This window comes from [Leptolyngbya] sp. PCC 7376 (genome assembly GCF_000316605.1).
Taxonomy (GTDB): Bacteria; Cyanobacteriota; Cyanobacteriia; order Cyanobacteriales; family MRBY01; genus MRBY01.
Genome location: NC_019683.1, coordinates 1,542,543 through 1,558,320, shown reverse-complemented (window position 1 = coordinate 1,558,320; position 15,778 = coordinate 1,542,543). Strand labels below are relative to the sequence as shown.

The following is a 15,778-nucleotide window of genomic DNA, read 5'->3' as shown; positions in this document are numbered from 1 at the left end:
TTTTCTAAAGAGAAAACCCGGATTTATCTAGTCGTGTGGCGTCAATAACTATGAACTTGTAGAAGTCAAAAATCCTAGGCATTCGTAATGGAACCGCTCTATCAATATGCGTGGCTAATTCCGGTGCTCCCTCTACTCGGAGCAATGATCATCGGGATTGGACTTATTTCTTTTAATAAATTTACAAATAATCTGCGGCAGCTGAACGCGGTACTGATTCTGAGTCTAATTGGTGCGTCCATGACGATGTCATTTGCTCTGCTCTGGAGTCAGTGGCAAGGTCATGAGGCATTTACCTACACTCTCGAATGGGCGGCGGCTGGTGATTTCCATCTCCGGATGGGTTACACCGTAGATCACCTCAGCTCGTTAATGTCGGTCATTGTGACGACGGTGGCGTTGCTGGTGATGATCTATACCGACGGCTATATGGCCCATGATCCAGGCTATGTTCGCTTTTATGCCTATCTCAGTATTTTTAGCTCGTCGATGTTGGGGCTTGTTTTCAGTCCAAACCTCGTACAAGTCTATATTTTCTGGGAATTGGTCGGGATGTGTTCCTACCTCCTCATTGGCTTCTGGTATGACCGTAAGGCGGCCGCAGATGCTTGCCAAAAGGCTTTTGTCACAAACCGTGTGGGTGACTTTGGTCTCCTGCTTGGGATGCTCGGTCTCTACTGGGCGACAGGCAGTTTTGAGTTTGATGTCGCTGGCGATCGCCTTGTAGATTTGGTCACGACTGGCCAGATTAGCAGTCTATTGGCCATCGTTTTTGCCGTACTAGTATTCCTTGGCCCCGTCGCAAAGTCCGCACAATTCCCGCTTCATGTGTGGTTACCTGATGCAATGGAAGGCCCAACCCCAATTTCTGCCCTCATTCACGCAGCAACGATGGTGGCAGCTGGTGTTTTCCTCGTGGCACGGATGTATCCTGTGTTCGAGCCGATTCCCGAAGCAATGAGCGTTATCGCTTGGACAGGCGCAACAACCGCCTTCCTAGGCGCAACAATTGCGGTAACCCAGAACGATATTAAAAAAGGTCTTGCCTATTCCACGATGTCCCAATTGGGCTACATGGTGATGGCCATGGGCATGGGTGCTTACACTGCTGGTCTTTTCCACCTTGTGACTCATGCTTACTTTAAAGCGATGCTCTTCCTTGGCTCTGGCTCTGTGATTCATGGTATGGAAGAAGTAGTTGGTCACGAACCTATCTTGGCGCAGGATATGCGTTTGATGGGTGGTCTACGGAAATATATGCCGATCACTTCCACCACGTTTTTGATTGGTACGTTAGCGATTTGTGGTATTCCGCCGTTTGCTGGTTTTTGGTCTAAGGATGAAATTCTTGGTTTAGCGTTTGAGGCGAATCCAGCGCTGTGGTTGATTGGCTGGGCAACAGCTGGTTTAACCGCGTTCTATATGTTCCGTATGTACTTTATGACCTTTGAAGGAGAGTTTCGCGGGACGGATGAAAAGCTTCAAGCGGAGTTGCTAGTAGCAGCTGGTAAAGAATTAAAAGGTGGCGACCATCATGGTTCTAAGCCCCATGAGTCTCCTCTGACGATGACGTTTCCACTAATGGCTTTGGCTGTACCTTCAACCTTTATTGGTTTGTTGGGGATGCCTTGGGCAAATCGTTTTGAAAGTTTTGTATTTTCACCTAATGAAGTTGCGGAAGCTGCGGAACATGCAGAGCACTTTAATCTGAATGAATTTTTGATTATGGGTGGAAACTCTGTAGGTATTGCGCTCATCGGGATCACAGTGGCATCACTGATGTATCTCCAGAGAAAGGTGGATGCTGGGGCGATCGCCAACAAAATTCCTGCGTTGTATCGTCTATCCCTCAACAAATGGTATTTCGACGAAATTTATGACAGTGTTTTCGTCATGGGAACCCGTCGTATTGCCCGTCAAATTCTTGAGGTTGACTATCGTGTGGTTGACGGTGCAGTGAACTTAACCGGTATTGCGACGCTCCTCAGTGGCGAAGGCTTGAAATACTTTGAAAATGGTCGAGTGCAGTTCTACGCATTGGTTGTTTTCGGAGCGCTTCTCGGTTTTGTCGTGGTGTTTAGCGTCGTCTAAATCACAATCTTTTGAAATTAAAAAGCTTGAGTTTTAACAGACTTAAACCTCCAGTTCTCCTTTACAACTCGTAGGGGAGAGCTTTTTTTATGAATTGAAATTGAAAAAAATTCTGGTGTCTGTGATTAGTTTCTTTATTGTTGCTCTTGCATGATGGGCAAATCTAAGTTTCCGGGATTAATATCCTCTGATTTCACCTCTTGGATCGGACTGACACGAAAAATTACTTTGAAATTTTGTTTGGTTCGCCTGCGCAAAAAGGCCTCGACGAGAAGAACTTGCTTGGCCGTGATTTCTTTTTTTGACTGTAAACTGACGTAAATAATTGGTGGTGAGTCTGTCCAATCCACCCGAATTCTGACATTTTCGACATCTTGACCAACCGTAACAGTTTCAGTGGTGAGCTGGGAGGTGATGGCCCGCTGTAACTGCATTTGTTGGACAAGTTCAAGGAAGCGCGCACCGAGAGGAACAAACAAAGTCATGGTTAAGGCGATCGCCCATCCGAGGGTGTGATTGGCTTCTGCATAACCCGCAATGATGTAGACCACCATACAGGCGAGGGTAATGCCTAGAAGGTTTGTTAGATAGAGCAAAAATGCGCCCTTGGCGAAGTTGAAAAAGCCTTGTGATAGAGATAAACCCACCACGCATAAGGGAGGCATTAAAGCCACGGCGATCGCCGTCCCGGCCAAAGCATCGCTGATCCCTCGGCGTACCTTCGCAAAACCACTAATGCCGCCTGCTGCCACCGCAATGCCCAAATCAATTAAATTTGGCTGAGTGCGTGCCACCAACTCTGAACCAAAATCTGGGATCCCGACAATTGTGCCCATCATCCAAGACAATGCCAACGATAACGCCGTTGCCCCCGAAATCGAATAGAGCGATCGCCAAAATAATTTTAGTTCACCTTCTAGAGCTGCAAATGCTAAACCTCGCAAAGGCAACATTAATGGTGCGACAAGCATTGCCCCAATAATCACAGCGGTACTATTTGTAATCAGGCCAAAAGTGGCGATCATACAAGAGCTGACCGTCAACACAATAAAATTTAGTCGCCAACTTGCTTCCACTAAAAGCTGTCGATAGAGGCGGCGAGTTTTACGACCTGTTACTGGGCGAGGAATAAACCCTTCCACAAGGTCACAGCATTGCAACCACCATTCGATTGTCCGGCCAAGACTCGGCGATCGCCGACGCAGTAAGCGCTTGTACCACATAGGTTTGGGACTTATTGATTAGGATTATTCGATCTTAATCAATAAGTCCCATCATGATCCCAAAGTATTGTTTGTACTGCGTTTTTTATCGAATGCCTTGCTGCCAGCGGGCGATCGCCCCTTTTGCGGAAGTGTGGGATGGGCTATCAGCAGGGACTAATTTTGCTGTTTCGACGGCAAGTTTGAAGTTTCCTTGGGCTGCGCGGGAATTAGCGAGGAGATAAATGGTGCGACTCCATTGAGCTTGCAGTGACTGACCTTCCGCAAAAATAGGATCATTCGGTTTAATCGTTTTCAGGATACTAATCGCTCGGTTGTAGGAAGATGCTTGGTTCGGAATGATTTCCTCTTGAGCGTTAATAATAATTTGGCGATTAATATCTGTTTTTCCAACTTGCTGTTCCCATTTTTTAATGGCATTTTGCGCTAAGCCATGAACCTGCGGTACATCGGGTGGCACTAAACGCGCGGCGGCGATCGCCCCTTTGAGATCTCCCTTAATCGCTCTTGCTTCGGCGATGTCGAGGATTACACGGCTCCAACGGTTAATCTGAGTACGGGCTTCGTTATAGAGTGGTGTTCCTTGTTTAATGTTGCGGGTCGCGGCGATCGCCTGATTAAAACTAGATGCTTGGCTCGAACGAAGGACTTGATTGGCTTCAAGGAGAATTGCTGCATTTTTCGCTTGCACTTCCTGACCATTAGGAACAAGCACACTTGGGTTCGTTGTTTGCCCTGCTGCATTAGTTCCACCAGCTGTATTCGTTCCTGTTGCTGCATTATCAGTTGAACCATTCGTCCCAGTGGCATGGCCTTGGCTGTTGCCACTGCCATTATTCGCATTGGCATCATCACCAGCACTATTTGCGGCTTGGTTACCTGTCGCTGTAGAAGAAGCTGAACCATTTCCATTGGATGCTGTTGAACCCGTACCCGATGCCCCAGAGCCATTACCGCTAGTATTTGCTGCTGTACCAGTTCCAGCATTTGCTCCAGCACCATTATTGCCAGGCGTTGCTGTATTAACACCGTTTGCCCCAGAAGCGGCATCATTATCAGCATTGGCGGCGTTATTACCATTCCCTGCGGAGGCATTGTTTGTGCCAGCATTGCCAGAATTAGTCGCATTGCTACCATCGCCTGTTGCTGCACCATTAACGCCAGAGCTGTTACCAGGGTTTGCGGCTACATTGCCGTTGTTATTTTCTGTGCCGTTGTCTGCTGATCCATCTGCGCCATCTGGATTAGAAGCATTGCTTGGAGCTGCGGCATTACCATCATTTCCTGCCGCGCCGTTAACCCCAGTGCCATCTCCGGAGCTTGTAGCATTACCATTATTGCCGTTAGCATCGGAACCATTGACTGGGTTGCCGCCATTTGCTTCAGAGCCATCTGCTGTTGTGTCGTTGCCAGAGTTTGCTGGGCTACCATCCAGATTTGTTTCGCCGTTATTCCCAGAGGTTGCTGTGTTGTTGCCGTTGCCATCGGTCGTGTTATCGTTGCCCGGCAACTCGATGCCGATGGGCTGCAAAATATTATTCAGGTTAAAGCCTTTGCCCTGAAAGAGTTGCCAAGCCAAACCACCAAGTAATAGCAACAGTAAGAGCATGAGCCAGCGCCAACCAGCTAGATACCAAGGTTGCTTTTTCTTGCGTGGTGACGACGCAAAATTTGAGGGCATCATCGCGGGTTCGGTAGGGTCAATGTCTGTTTCACCTACAAACAAATCATTTTCATTAATGGCTGCTGCATCAAAATCATGGTTCGCATCAGTATCTTCTGCGTAGGGATATCCCTCTAAATCGTCGATAACAACTTCTGCTGGTTGATCTGCGGGGATTTTTCCTTCATCGTTAATGCCCATATTGATGTGGCTGGAATTCCCATGGCCATTGGTGAAGGGTGGCAATTCAATATCTTTTCCATTTGCCTGGCCAACTAAACTTGCGCCAATGGGGACAGCGGCTTGCCAATGGATTCTGGTTGAATCACCGGAAGGTACGATTAATTCCCGACTTGCTGCAAGGGAAGGCAGCACCATCACTGGAGTTTGGACAGGTCGCCAGTGATGTTCGCTCAATTCTTTGAGGCGATCACCCAAATAGTTATTGAGTAGATCGAGCGTCAGATTGCTGCGGTGATAGCGGAGCGCTTCAAGAACTGAAGCCGTAAACATGCCATGACGTAACGCTGCAGTTTCATGAGAAAACTGATCTGGCTTACAGGATAAAATCGCGGCAATTCCCATTTGTCCGGCGAGATCGAGGGTTTGTTCACCTACTTCGCCATTGCCGACTACGGCAGTAGAGCGGTTCATGTCGAGAAGCGCAATAATTTTGCTGGCTCCTTGTTGCCGTAATGCATTAAAAACTTGTTTGACGGGAATCCCTGTGGCTGCTGGATTATCTAGCTGTGCATCGATGGGCAATAAATAATCTTCACCGAGGTGATTTACCGCATAGCCACTAAACGCGAACCAGAGAATAGAGGAACCGCTGCGAGTGCTATTGGGGGAACCATTGTTGAGGCCGCGAGCGAGCCAATCTAATAAATTCTTTTTCGTTGGGTATGTGGGTTCTTCATTTACCCAAGGGGAGTTGTCTGTGAAAGTTAGAGTTTGGTCGGGGTGTATACGTGCTTCTTCACAGAAAAATTGCTCTAAACCTTCGATATCTGCTTGGGCATAGGAGAGCGGCTGCAGATTTCGGTAACTATTTATACCAATGCCGATGAAGTTGTAGTTTGTCATGGTCGTAGAGAATTTAGAGCCGATTGTTTTGTCCCCGTTTGTCGCTCAGTATAGCAACCTCTTTTCATTCCGCTCATGCGATCGCAACCACAGTTTACGCAATAAGCCGAATCACAATATTTTGTCAGTCCAAAATTTTCTCGTTGCACGCAAAAAATAGGGATAAATCAGGCTATTATTCGCGTAAAAGTTTCTCTAGGGGGTTACGATTTGAGAGCAGAGACTTTATACTTGAAGTTCTGTAAAAAATCGTACAGCAAAGTACTATGGCAGCTCCTAAGAAGAAAACCTCCAAGACAAAGCGCGATCAACGTCGTGCCCACTGGAACCGCAAGGCAGCCCTCGCCGCTCAGAAAGCCCTCTCTCAGGGTAAGTCTGTGCTCACTGGTCGTTCCACCTTCGTTTATCCTTCCCCTGAAGATGACGACGAAGAGTAAAAGTAAATTTCGTTTTATTTTTAAGCCTTTATCTCTTATTCAAAATTTGTATATTTATGCTTTTAGGTAGTCATTGCAAAATGTCTGCCTTTTTTATTTGGCTATATTTAGCCAGCTTGCGATCGATCTGTTTTTGCGGATTGGGACACCAACTCTGAAATTTGCGACCTACAGTAGAAAAATGTCGTCACGTTTTGTTCTGGGCACCCAATACCAATGGCTACGCTGAAGTCTTTGTTTTTTTCGATCTATGCTGCGCTCAATAATGTGTATAGCGGCTGGATTTTATGGAATTTGTTTTTGGCATTTCTGCCGTTGTTAATGAGTGTTGTTTTATTTCGGCGGCAAACGTTAACTAAATGGAAGTTGTTTGGAGCGTGTTTTGGGCTGGGATTCATCGGGATTGTCGGGACGCAACTCCGCACACCGTGGGTTATTGATCTTGTTTTAAATAAAGTGGATAGGGCGATCGCCACGAATCCAGCGATGTTATTAAATGCGTTGTGGTTTGGGGCGATTATTGTATTCACACTCACCTTGAATTTCTGGCTCTTCCGAAAAGAGAAAACGCTTAAATCAGGTTTGTGGTGGATTGGGTTTGTTTGTTTTATCTGTTTTTTACCGAACGCGCCCTATGTATTGACGGACATTATCCATCTAATTCGCGGGACAAGTTCTGGGCTAATTCCGACTTGGGTGGTGGCGCTAGTCTTTATTCCGCTCCATGTCACGGCGATCGCCGTTGCGTTTGAAGCCTATGTCCTCTCAATTTTGAATCTCAATGATTATTTGCGAGAACGAGCTGGAAAATTGTGGATTTTGCCAACGGAGTTAACCATTCATCTCCTTAGTGCTATCGGTATTTATTTAGGGCGATTTTTGCGATTTAATAGCTGGGATGTGGTTGTTGATCCGACAAGTGTGGTGGCGAGTACTCTCAATACTTTGACCTCTAAGCGTCCTTTGGCAGTGATTGGGGTGACGTTTTTGATTTTGGCGGTACTGTATTGGGTGATGAAACAAATTACCTTGGGTTTGCGATTGCGGTTTTATTTAGCGAAACAAGGCATTGATATTTTTGATTTACCGAATAAACTTCAAACAATTTCGGCGGCGGAATCTGCATCGGAAACTCACTTGGAATAAATAATTTCAGCAGACAACAGATCAAGAAAAAATCCTGAGTTTAATGGGTGATTGCCGAAATATATGGCGAGATTCCATCTTGGTGAATCGCTTGGGGATCGGAACATTTTGGTAGGCGATCGCTGTCTGAACAGGAAAATAAACCCTAAAGCAATGATTAATCTTGACAAACAGGTAATGCTACTCATTACTCATAAAGCCACGAAGCCACTACAATAAATGGTCAAACTGGATTTTTTCCCAAAACCAAGGTATGTCAATCCTTTAGATTCTCGATATTTATGCTAAATCAACGTTCTTTCCTCATCTGGCGTCATCATTGGCTCAAGTCCATCGCCCTTGCCGTTGTTACTTTTTCGTTGGTCCTCGGTCTAAATAGTGTGCCCCATCGCACCACAAATCCTGTGGCGATCGCCGGAGAATCCTTACAAGCGAGTAATACCTGGAAGCAAGCTTCTTTCCCTGTCGAGAATTTTCAAAGTTATACCTCTGGATTTGGATATCGCAGTTCCCCGGTCAGTGGACAACGACAATTTCACCGAGGCATCGACATCGCAGCACCGTTAGGCAGCTACATCCGCAATTGGTGGGGTGGCAAAGTGACAAAGCTATCTGACAACACCGCTTGTGGCACGATGATTTGGGTCAAATCTGGTGAATGGGAGCATATCTACTGTCATCTCAGCGGTTATGTTGCGAGCTCAGAACAGGGCACCTATCTCATGGATCGCAATGGTGGTATTCAATTGTGGTTAGGACAAGAAATTCCTGCTGGGACGCGTATTGGTCGTATCGGCATGACAGGACGCACCACTGGGCCGCACCTCCATTGGGGTCTTAAGTATTCTGGTCAGTATGTTGATCCTGCCCTTGTTTTGCAGGCGATGTACAACCAACGCACTGCATCAATTGAAGATTTAGACAGTTTGGTGCAGCCTTCCTAAAGTTCGCATTTGGACTAGGAGTGGCCACTACTTTTGATTAATTATCGAGAAAAAGGAGAAAGTAATTTCTCCTTTTTTATTGCCAATAAATAAAACCCGAGACAAATTGTAAGAGTGGAAAAGGCAATCAATACTATGAAGCTAATCGAAGTTATTCCTTGTCTCAGAATATTTGACGAACAAAAAGCGCGGGAATTTTATATCGAATTTTTAGAGTTCACCGTCGATTGGGAACACAAATTTGAGGATGATTTTCCGATTTATATGCAAATTGCAAAAGGTGATTGTCATCTTCATCTCACGGAACACCATGGAGATGGTTGTCCTGGCAGTTCGTTAATCATTGATATGAAAGGGCTGGAAGCTTATCAACAAACATTGTTGAGCAAAGAATACAAATATGCTCGTCCAGGATTTGAAAAAACGGAATGGGGTACTCTCGAAATGGCAATTTCGGATCCTTTTGGGAATCGCCTTACTTTTTCAGAACGGCTTCAATAGTTCTATTTTTGGCGGCGATCGCCCTCTTTCTGATTTATAGAAAAACACTGTAATCCCCAACTTTTGCGCAAGCTGAAGATTACAGAGATAACTCCGAAAAGATTATGTGCTATTTTTTTTGAGCAATATTGAAGAGCTTAGCCAAGGGGGCTGGCAAATCAGGGAAATTAGGGAGTTCTGGCATTTCGGACATCGCCAAGCTTGTGAGATTGTTCTCTTTCATCAACCGTAAAATATCATCCAAGTCGAACTTGAGACCCCAATCTGTCTCTGCTGTTAAAGCACTTTTGAGTTGACCTTGGGCGACGCCATCGACAAATCCCTCAAAACCTTCGCGACCAGATAATTCGATATAGCGGCAAGGTTCATTCGTTGCATTCCAGAAAGCATGTAGAATGCCGCGTGGTTTCTGCACATAGCTACCCGCAGGAGCCGTAAAGTGGAAGCCATCTTTGCCGCCAACTTCGAATTCCAATTCACTGGTGATGACATACACAAGTTGATCTTCATACTTATGGAAATGGGGAGCTAGTAGTTCTTTAGGGTTAATCACGCCTTCCATCACTGAGAAATCACCACCCATATCTCTCGCGCGGGCTTTGATGACCATATCAGTGGATGTTCTTTCGCCTTCGCCAGGTTTTTTGAGCAGGTTGCTAACGGTGTAACGGTCGCGGATTTGTGTTGCCGTGGTCATGGGGAAACTCCAAAAAGAAAAGTTATTGTTGTCGATATTGAGCATTTCTTACACTGGAGGAAGATGCTCGGCAGCTGTGAGGAAAGGCTTACAAACCTTGCTCTGTAGCTGTTATCTCTAATTTCGCTGATATTGCTGATGGCGACGAGGACGATGGACGACCAAAACCGGACATTTCACGACAATGCACCGACGATGTTGGGGAGTGTGGTGGGAAGTACGGTGAATTATGCGATCGCCCGCAGCATTTCGATGGAGAAAATTACGGCGATGACTGGGCTGCGTCTTGAGGATTTAATTGATCCAGAAGCGCGATTATCGCAATACTTTGTACCAAAAATTTGGCAGTTATTGAGCAAGGTTTATCCCGACGAAATTTTGTCTCTGCATATGGCTAGCGCAACACCATTTTCTTGTTTTGGGACGCTGGCTTATGGGGCGCAATATGCCCAAAATTTGCGGGAAGCCTTGCAATGTTTGATTCAATATCGGTTTGTTTTATCAGAGCGGGTGCAATTGGAACTGGTCGAAACAGCTGAGACAGCGCGCTTACAGATATATCACCCAATGGATGAGCTAGATGGCGGGCGAGCAGGGGAATTTGCGTTAGCTTTAGGGACTCGTTTTTTGCGGGAGGTGCTCAGTGTAAATGAGGCGCTGCTGCAAATCGAATATTCCCATTCTCCGTTTGGTGCTCAGCAGGAATATGAAAAGTTTTTTGGGATACCTGTGTTGTTTCAGCAGCCGAAAAATGCGTTTGTGTTTGCGATGGCAGCTTTGGATAAACCGATCCCAAAATGTGATCCACAGTTATTTCAATTTATTCAAAATCATCTCAAATTAGCCAGCGATCGCCTCCAAACACAACGAGATGATCCACTGGCAGATATTCGGCGAGTGATTTGTGAAAATGCGGAACGGGGGGAATATAGTGCAGATGGTTTGGCGAAAAAGATGAATGTGAGTTTGCGGGTGTTGCAACGTCGCGCTCAAGAGCATGGCACAACAATCCAGAGGCTTCTCGAAACGACTAGAGAAGAAAATGCAAAAGAGTTATTGGGCGATCGCCAGTTGAGTGTTGAAGAGATTGCTTATCTGGTGGGCTATTCAGAAAATCGTTCTTTTCGTCGTGCCTTTAAACGTTGGACAGGTAAATCCCCTTCGCAATATCGCAAAGCTTTGGTCTGAATTTTTTACTCGTGTTTTTTACAGTCTGCTGAATGTCACTCTCTTGCCTTTCTGCTGCCAGCGTAAAAGATTCATGGGTTGACCTGTGGTTAGAGTGGGGAGATTTAAGGCTTGTCTCGGTGCGACTGTCGCAAGGGCGATCGCCTCTTCGAGATCACAAATTCCCCATTTGACGAGATTTTTAACACCTTCAAGTAGTGGGAGAGTCGTGCCAGATAATGTGTCATTTTCTAAGCGAGCTGTTCCATTAGTCACGGTAATTTGGCGATCGTCCCAAGGATAAACACCGTCTGGCAAACCGATGGGTGCAAGGGCATCACTCACAAGAAATGGATGCTTCGCAGCGCGTAAAAATACTTCGAGCATGGTGCGATTGACGTGTTGACCATCCGCGATAAATCCACAATAAACATCGGGATAAACCATTGCTGCACCTAACATTCCCGCCTCACGGTGATGCAAACTAGGCATTGCATTAAATGCGTGGGTAATCATTGAAGCACCATAGGCGAAGGCTTGATTTGCTTGGGATTCAGTAGCGAGGGAATGACCGAGGCTAACGGTAATATTTTGAGAATGCAAGTATTCAATGCACTCATTGCTCGGGTCGAGTTCGGGAGCGAGGGTGATGATTTTGATAATGGGTGCAAAATCGGCGATCGCCTGCTTTAAGTTCTCAAGGGTTAGTGGCTGTAAATATTGTTCAGGGTGTGCCCCACGTTTAGCGTGATTTAGAAAAGGCCCCTCAAGATGTACCCCTAAAATTTCTGCTGTATTGGGTTGAGGATTGCCCCATAGCTCCGCAAAAACAGAGAGCGATCGCCGAATATTTTCGAGGGACGTAGTTACGATTGTTGGACAAAACCCATCAACCCCTTGCGCCCAAAGATAATCACAAATCTCTCGTAGTTTGGGTAAATCATCTTGAGTGACCTCAGGGAATGCTAGCCCTAAACCCCCATTAATCTGTAAATCTATGCCACCCAGCGAGAGCCAATCCCCTTCTATATCGAGCATTTCATCCTGAAATTCTGGTGGAATCGGCGATATCAGCGGTTCAAGATGCATTAAACACCGATTGTCATCCAGTCGTAGCCAATACTTATCTGGAAGTCCCACCACTTGAGCATTGATTAAAGTTTGTGTGGTGTTCTCAGTTTGTTTATGATTGGTAGTCGGTGTGACGTACACGAGTAAATACCTATAAGTAGTACAGCGAAGTTTTCGACTATAGTTCTTCGAAAGATTTTTACAATATATCTGGAAGTCGTAAACATAGCATAACGATAAAACTTAGCTGTTCTAAAGATTAAAATCATCAATCATAATTTTATCTTTGATCTGACTTTCTTTATTGTGTATTTGATACTATAGTAATTTGATTTTTTCTGAGGCTTGACTTATATTTGTGAAGATATTAAGTGATTGTCATAAAACTCTTCAACCTATCTCGAAAACTTTTGGTATAGCCACAACTATTGGAATTCAATATTAATTTGAATTGCATAAATCCAACCTATGAATAGTTCAAAAAACAAACTAATTAGTATTATTATTCCAGTATATAATGCTGAAAAATATATTGTTGAAACTTTGGAGTCTATTCGGAAACAATCAATAGAAAATTGGGAACTTGTTATTGTTGATGATGCATCCGAAGATAATACAGAATTAGTTATTCAAGAATATATAAAAGAGCATCCAAGTAGAAGTATTGTCTACGAGAAACTCAGCCAAAACTCTAATGCTGCAGTGGCAAGAAACGAAGCAATGAAAATAGCAAAAGGCTCATTGTTTGCTTTTTGCGATGCCGACGACTTATGGGAAAGCAATCACCTTGAAGTCGCGCTGAAATATATCGAAAAAGAACAAGCTGATATTGTTTACTCGACAATGAATGTCGTAGATGACCAAACAGGCGAAAAGATTGGTATGCAAGGCCCTAGTGAAGAGCATATTAATGATTTTCCCAATAGCTTATTTTGGTCTCCCTATAATTTTATTCAGCCATCTGCTGTCGTCATGAAGCGAGGAGTCTATGAGGATGTTGGAGGGTTCGATGCCTCATTTAGAAGATCACAAGACTTTGAATATTTTTTAAATATTGTAGGTGCTGGCTATTCTTTTTATTATATTTCTGATATCACATCTAATCTAAGAAGAGGGCATATCTCTTCTGTTTCTAGTATTTCTTTACTCGCAGAATATCATGCGCTTGCATTAAGAAAACATCGTTCGATAAATAGAGTTCCTCGATCCATTAGGATGGATGCTTTGTCTTATTCTCATTTGATTGTCGCAAAAAATGTATATAAAAAGAAACCTATAAAAGCTGCATTTTTTTTGTTTTGGTCATGGTTTGGAAATCCTATTAAGATCAAATATTTATTGTTTATTCCTCTCCTATATATTTATTCATTTTTCTCTCAATTCAAAAATCTTTTCTATATAGAGGAGAAAAAAAAGTTTTGAGATGCTCTAACATTTCCAGAGACTTTGAATAACATCAAGTCTTTCGATGAAGTCGAGCGAGATAGTGCCGCAATCGAATATTCTCCCCTTCAACATGAGTCATGTAGGTCTTACTGACAACCTAGTCACTATCCGGTATAAACATGGGATACACTTTCCAGCCATCTGTGATGTAGAAGAAACATTTCCAGAGACTAACGATGCCCCATAGTGGCTGGAATGCCTCTGCACCTCTATCACCAACAGTCCAGGCGAGAATACCCGGTTGAAAATGCTCTACTGCTGTCCAGAGCCAGACCTTGTTTTTTTGCACCGACAAAGGTTTGAAGTTCATCGAGTTCACCAACCTGAGAAACTTGCTCAGGTTCATAAGCATCCGATAGTAACTCACTGACTTGTTTGACCCAAGTGATGACGAGTGTGGTGTACTCCTTTCACCCGTTCAATGGCCCGAAAGCCCATGCCATTGACATACATTTTGAGGCATTCACGTTTGAAGGCATTGGAGTAGCCGAGCTTACTGTAGTGGTCGATAAACTGACGGCCACAATCTACACAGATGTGATTGTGTTTGCCTCTTTTTTTCGTTCTTACGGATATGAGTAGATTGACATTCCGGACATTGCATTGGGTCAGCATCATCCATTCATACCTCTATTCTGCAATGCCGGAATTAGTCTATTTCATGTAGGGGTAATGCAAGCGTAGCTGTAACGAAGTGCCATAAGCTTAAAACATTTGTCCTGTATGGGTTCCAGCCCATGTTTTCCGCCACCGTAAAAAACTAGCAATCGGTTAAATGATAAGTTTCACTTATATTGACTGGTGTGACCTGACGCTCGCCAGAGACGTGATTCTAAAGGCCTGGAATGAAACGAAAATGGGAAAATCAAGAGCTAGTTGAGCATTGGACAATTGACCAAGATGACCGACTCCTTGTCTTGCAAAAGCGTGGGGTTAATCGTCTAGGTTTTGCCCTCTTACTGAAATTTTTTCAGTGGAAAGGACGATTTCCGGAAAAGCAATATGAGATTCCTCGTATGGTTCGTACTTTTATTGCAGAGCAGCTGTCAGTAGATGTAGAAGGCTATGGCCAGTATGACTGGAAAGGAAGAGGCATCAAGCGCCACCGAGTCGAAATTCGCCAGCGATACAGCTTTCGGCGTACGGGCAAAAAAGAGCTTGATAATCTACGTCAGTGGCTAATTGAAGAGGTTGTGCCACGGGTAATTAATGATAGACAACTGAAGGCATCGCTCTATGAAGAGCTAAGAAGCCGCAAGCTGGAACCGCCGACCTATGCGCAAATCGAACGACTGATTAATTCAGCTCATCACCAGTTTGAGCTCCAGCTATGCGATTCGATAATGAAACAATTGCCAGTGAAATGCCGCAAAGGATTGGATAAACTCACTGGACCACAGTCAGATTCCTGGGTTTTAGACCCCGATAAAATTCCGCTGAACCAACTCAAGGAAGAGGTGGGGAGAGTAGGTCTCAACAGCTTGAAGGCAGAGTTATCAAAACTCTCAACAATCGAAGAGTTAGTGCTACCCATAGAGCTGTTCAAAGACCTAAATAGTCGTCTGGTAGAGCGCTATCGGCAGCGGGTCGAAACCGAGTCACTCACAGAGATTCGTCGACACCCAATAGCAATTCGCTACCTGTTGTTATCGGCGTTCTGTTCTCAGCGCTCGCAGGAGATAGTGGATAACATCATTGAATTGTTTATTCTGTTGGTGCACCGGCTAGAAAGCCGTAGCCGCAAGCGAGCCTCTTCAGAGCTCATTGCAACAGCCCAGACAACAGAAAACCATGACCAACTGCTTTATCAGATTGCAATGGCAGCGCTTGCTCAGCCAGAAGGCACAGTCCAAGAAGTAATCTATCCAGTAGCGCACGAGACCCAGCTAGAGACTATTGTGGAGCATTTAGGTGAAGGTGGCCAAAGCTTTAGAGAACGCCTCCATAGTAAGATGCGCCTTGCTTATACCCGCTACTATCGTCGCCTATTACCGCTGATTCTCAAGGCTCTGGAGTTTCGCTCTGATAGTCTCAATTTGCAGCCATTACTAAAGGCTATCAAGGTGCTAAAAATCTCTGCTGAATTTCCCAGTGCTGAACCTTATGCAGCAGAGATAGATGTGCCGATGGATGGAGTACTGAGCATGGATTGGCAGGAAACTGTAATGGTCACTGGAAAGGGAGGTGAACCTAGGGTTGACCGTGCTCATTATGAGCTAGGAGTCTTACGCACTATCCGCGAAAAACTGCGCTGTAAGGAATTAGCTGTAAGGAATTATGGGTGAAGGGAGCTAAACGCTATTGCA

The 15,778-nt window shown here is 44.9% G+C and carries 12 protein-coding genes and 1 pseudogene; 8 read left to right on the top strand and 5 right to left on the bottom strand.

Annotated elements, in window-relative coordinates:
• Window positions 1-87: 87 nt before the first annotated feature.
• Complete coding sequence (locus LEPTO7376_RS06945) at window positions 88-2,091, top strand: NAD(P)H-quinone oxidoreductase subunit 5 (protein ID WP_015133503.1); 2,004 nt, start codon at window positions 88-90, stop codon at window positions 2,089-2,091.
• Between the two features lie 134 nt (window positions 2,092-2,225).
• Here LEPTO7376_RS06945 and LEPTO7376_RS06940 read toward each other — a convergent pair whose 3' ends face one another.
• Window positions 2,226-3,314: a DUF389 domain-containing protein gene (locus tag LEPTO7376_RS06940; RefSeq protein ID WP_015133502.1), complete on the bottom strand. Its 1,089-nt coding sequence runs from the start codon at window positions 3,312-3,314 to the stop codon at window positions 2,226-2,228.
• A gap of 85 nt (window positions 3,315-3,399) precedes the next feature.
• The gene (locus tag LEPTO7376_RS06935; RefSeq protein ID WP_015133501.1) at window positions 3,400-6,063 is read right to left on the bottom strand and encodes a peptidase C14; all 2,664 of its coding nucleotides are present in this window, start codon (window positions 6,061-6,063) and stop codon (window positions 3,400-3,402) included.
• A 266-nt stretch (window positions 6,064-6,329) separates the two neighbouring features.
• Between LEPTO7376_RS06935 and rpmF the strand changes: the two genes are divergently transcribed.
• From rpmF to LEPTO7376_RS06915, 4 genes are all read left to right on the top strand, one after another.
• Window positions 6,330-6,500 (top strand): 50S ribosomal protein L32, encoded by a 171-nt coding sequence (rpmF, locus tag LEPTO7376_RS06930; protein ID WP_015133500.1) that lies wholly within the window; start codon window positions 6,330-6,332, stop codon window positions 6,498-6,500.
• 216 nt (window positions 6,501-6,716) lie between these two features.
• On the top strand, window positions 6,717-7,646 hold the full coding sequence (locus tag LEPTO7376_RS06925) for a DUF1361 domain-containing protein (protein ID WP_015133499.1): 930 nt from the start codon (window positions 6,717-6,719) through the stop codon (window positions 7,644-7,646).
• Between the two features lie 281 nt (window positions 7,647-7,927).
• A complete protein-coding gene (locus LEPTO7376_RS06920) occupies window positions 7,928-8,590 on the top strand; it encodes a M23 family metallopeptidase (RefSeq protein ID WP_015133498.1) in 663 nt (220 codons plus the stop codon).
• Between the two features lie 135 nt (window positions 8,591-8,725).
• Window positions 8,726-9,091: a glyoxalase superfamily protein gene (locus tag LEPTO7376_RS06915; RefSeq protein ID WP_015133497.1), complete on the top strand. Its 366-nt coding sequence runs from the start codon at window positions 8,726-8,728 to the stop codon at window positions 9,089-9,091.
• A gap of 109 nt (window positions 9,092-9,200) precedes the next feature.
• On the opposite strand, the gene LEPTO7376_RS23300 is transcribed toward LEPTO7376_RS06915, so the two are convergent.
• A complete protein-coding gene (locus LEPTO7376_RS23300) occupies window positions 9,201-9,788 on the bottom strand; it encodes a cupin domain-containing protein (protein ID WP_015133496.1) in 588 nt (195 codons plus the stop codon).
• Between the two features lie 153 nt (window positions 9,789-9,941).
• Between LEPTO7376_RS23300 and LEPTO7376_RS06905 the strand changes: the two genes are divergently transcribed.
• On the top strand, window positions 9,942-10,976 hold the full coding sequence (locus LEPTO7376_RS06905; protein ID WP_015133495.1) for an AraC family transcriptional regulator: 1,035 nt from the start codon (window positions 9,942-9,944) through the stop codon (window positions 10,974-10,976).
• Window positions 10,977-10,994: 18 nt separating this feature from the next.
• On the opposite strand, the gene nagA is transcribed toward LEPTO7376_RS06905, so the two are convergent.
• Entirely contained in the window at window positions 10,995-12,167 is a 1,173-nt protein-coding gene (gene nagA / locus LEPTO7376_RS06900) for an N-acetylglucosamine-6-phosphate deacetylase (RefSeq protein ID WP_015133494.1), read from the bottom strand.
• 327 nt (window positions 12,168-12,494) lie between these two features.
• On the opposite strand from nagA, the gene LEPTO7376_RS23295 reads away from it, so the two are divergent.
• On the top strand, window positions 12,495-13,448 hold the full coding sequence (locus tag LEPTO7376_RS23295; RefSeq protein ID WP_015133493.1) for a glycosyltransferase family A protein: 954 nt from the start codon (window positions 12,495-12,497) through the stop codon (window positions 13,446-13,448).
• A gap of 37 nt (window positions 13,449-13,485) precedes the next feature.
• Here LEPTO7376_RS23295 and LEPTO7376_RS06890 read toward each other — a convergent pair.
• Window positions 13,486-14,076, bottom strand: a pseudogene (locus tag LEPTO7376_RS06890) (IS1 family transposase); the annotation flags it as partial.
• A gap of 241 nt (window positions 14,077-14,317) precedes the next feature.
• Here LEPTO7376_RS06890 and LEPTO7376_RS28950 point away from each other — a divergent pair.
• The gene (locus tag LEPTO7376_RS28950) at window positions 14,318-15,757 is read left to right on the top strand and encodes a DUF4158 domain-containing protein (RefSeq protein ID WP_398339188.1); all 1,440 of its coding nucleotides are present in this window, start codon (window positions 14,318-14,320) and stop codon (window positions 15,755-15,757) included.
• The last annotated feature ends 21 nt before the right edge of the window (window positions 15,758-15,778 follow it).

Coding starts and splice junctions, on each gene's coding strand:
- LEPTO7376_RS06945 (WP_015133503.1), top strand. CDS start 88: ATGGAACCGCTCTATCAATATGCGTGGCTAATTCCGGTGCTCCCTCTA.
- LEPTO7376_RS06940 (WP_015133502.1), bottom strand. CDS start 3,314: ATGTGGTACAAGCGCTTACTGCGTCGGCGATCGCCGAGTCTTGGCCGG.
- LEPTO7376_RS06935 (WP_015133501.1), bottom strand. CDS start 6,063: ATGACAAACTACAACTTCATCGGCATTGGTATAAATAGTTACCGAAAT.
- rpmF (WP_015133500.1), top strand. CDS start 6,330: ATGGCAGCTCCTAAGAAGAAAACCTCCAAGACAAAGCGCGATCAACGT.
- LEPTO7376_RS06925 (WP_015133499.1), top strand. CDS start 6,717: ATGGCTACGCTGAAGTCTTTGTTTTTTTCGATCTATGCTGCGCTCAAT.
- LEPTO7376_RS06920 (WP_015133498.1), top strand. CDS start 7,928: ATGCTAAATCAACGTTCTTTCCTCATCTGGCGTCATCATTGGCTCAAG.
- LEPTO7376_RS06915 (WP_015133497.1), top strand. CDS start 8,726: ATGAAGCTAATCGAAGTTATTCCTTGTCTCAGAATATTTGACGAACAA.
- LEPTO7376_RS23300 (WP_015133496.1), bottom strand. CDS start 9,788: ATGACCACGGCAACACAAATCCGCGACCGTTACACCGTTAGCAACCTG.
- LEPTO7376_RS06905 (WP_015133495.1), top strand. CDS start 9,942: ATGGACGACCAAAACCGGACATTTCACGACAATGCACCGACGATGTTG.
- LEPTO7376_RS23295 (WP_015133493.1), top strand. CDS start 12,495: ATGAATAGTTCAAAAAACAAACTAATTAGTATTATTATTCCAGTATAT.
- LEPTO7376_RS28950 (WP_398339188.1), top strand. CDS start 14,318: ATGAAACGAAAATGGGAAAATCAAGAGCTAGTTGAGCATTGGACAATT.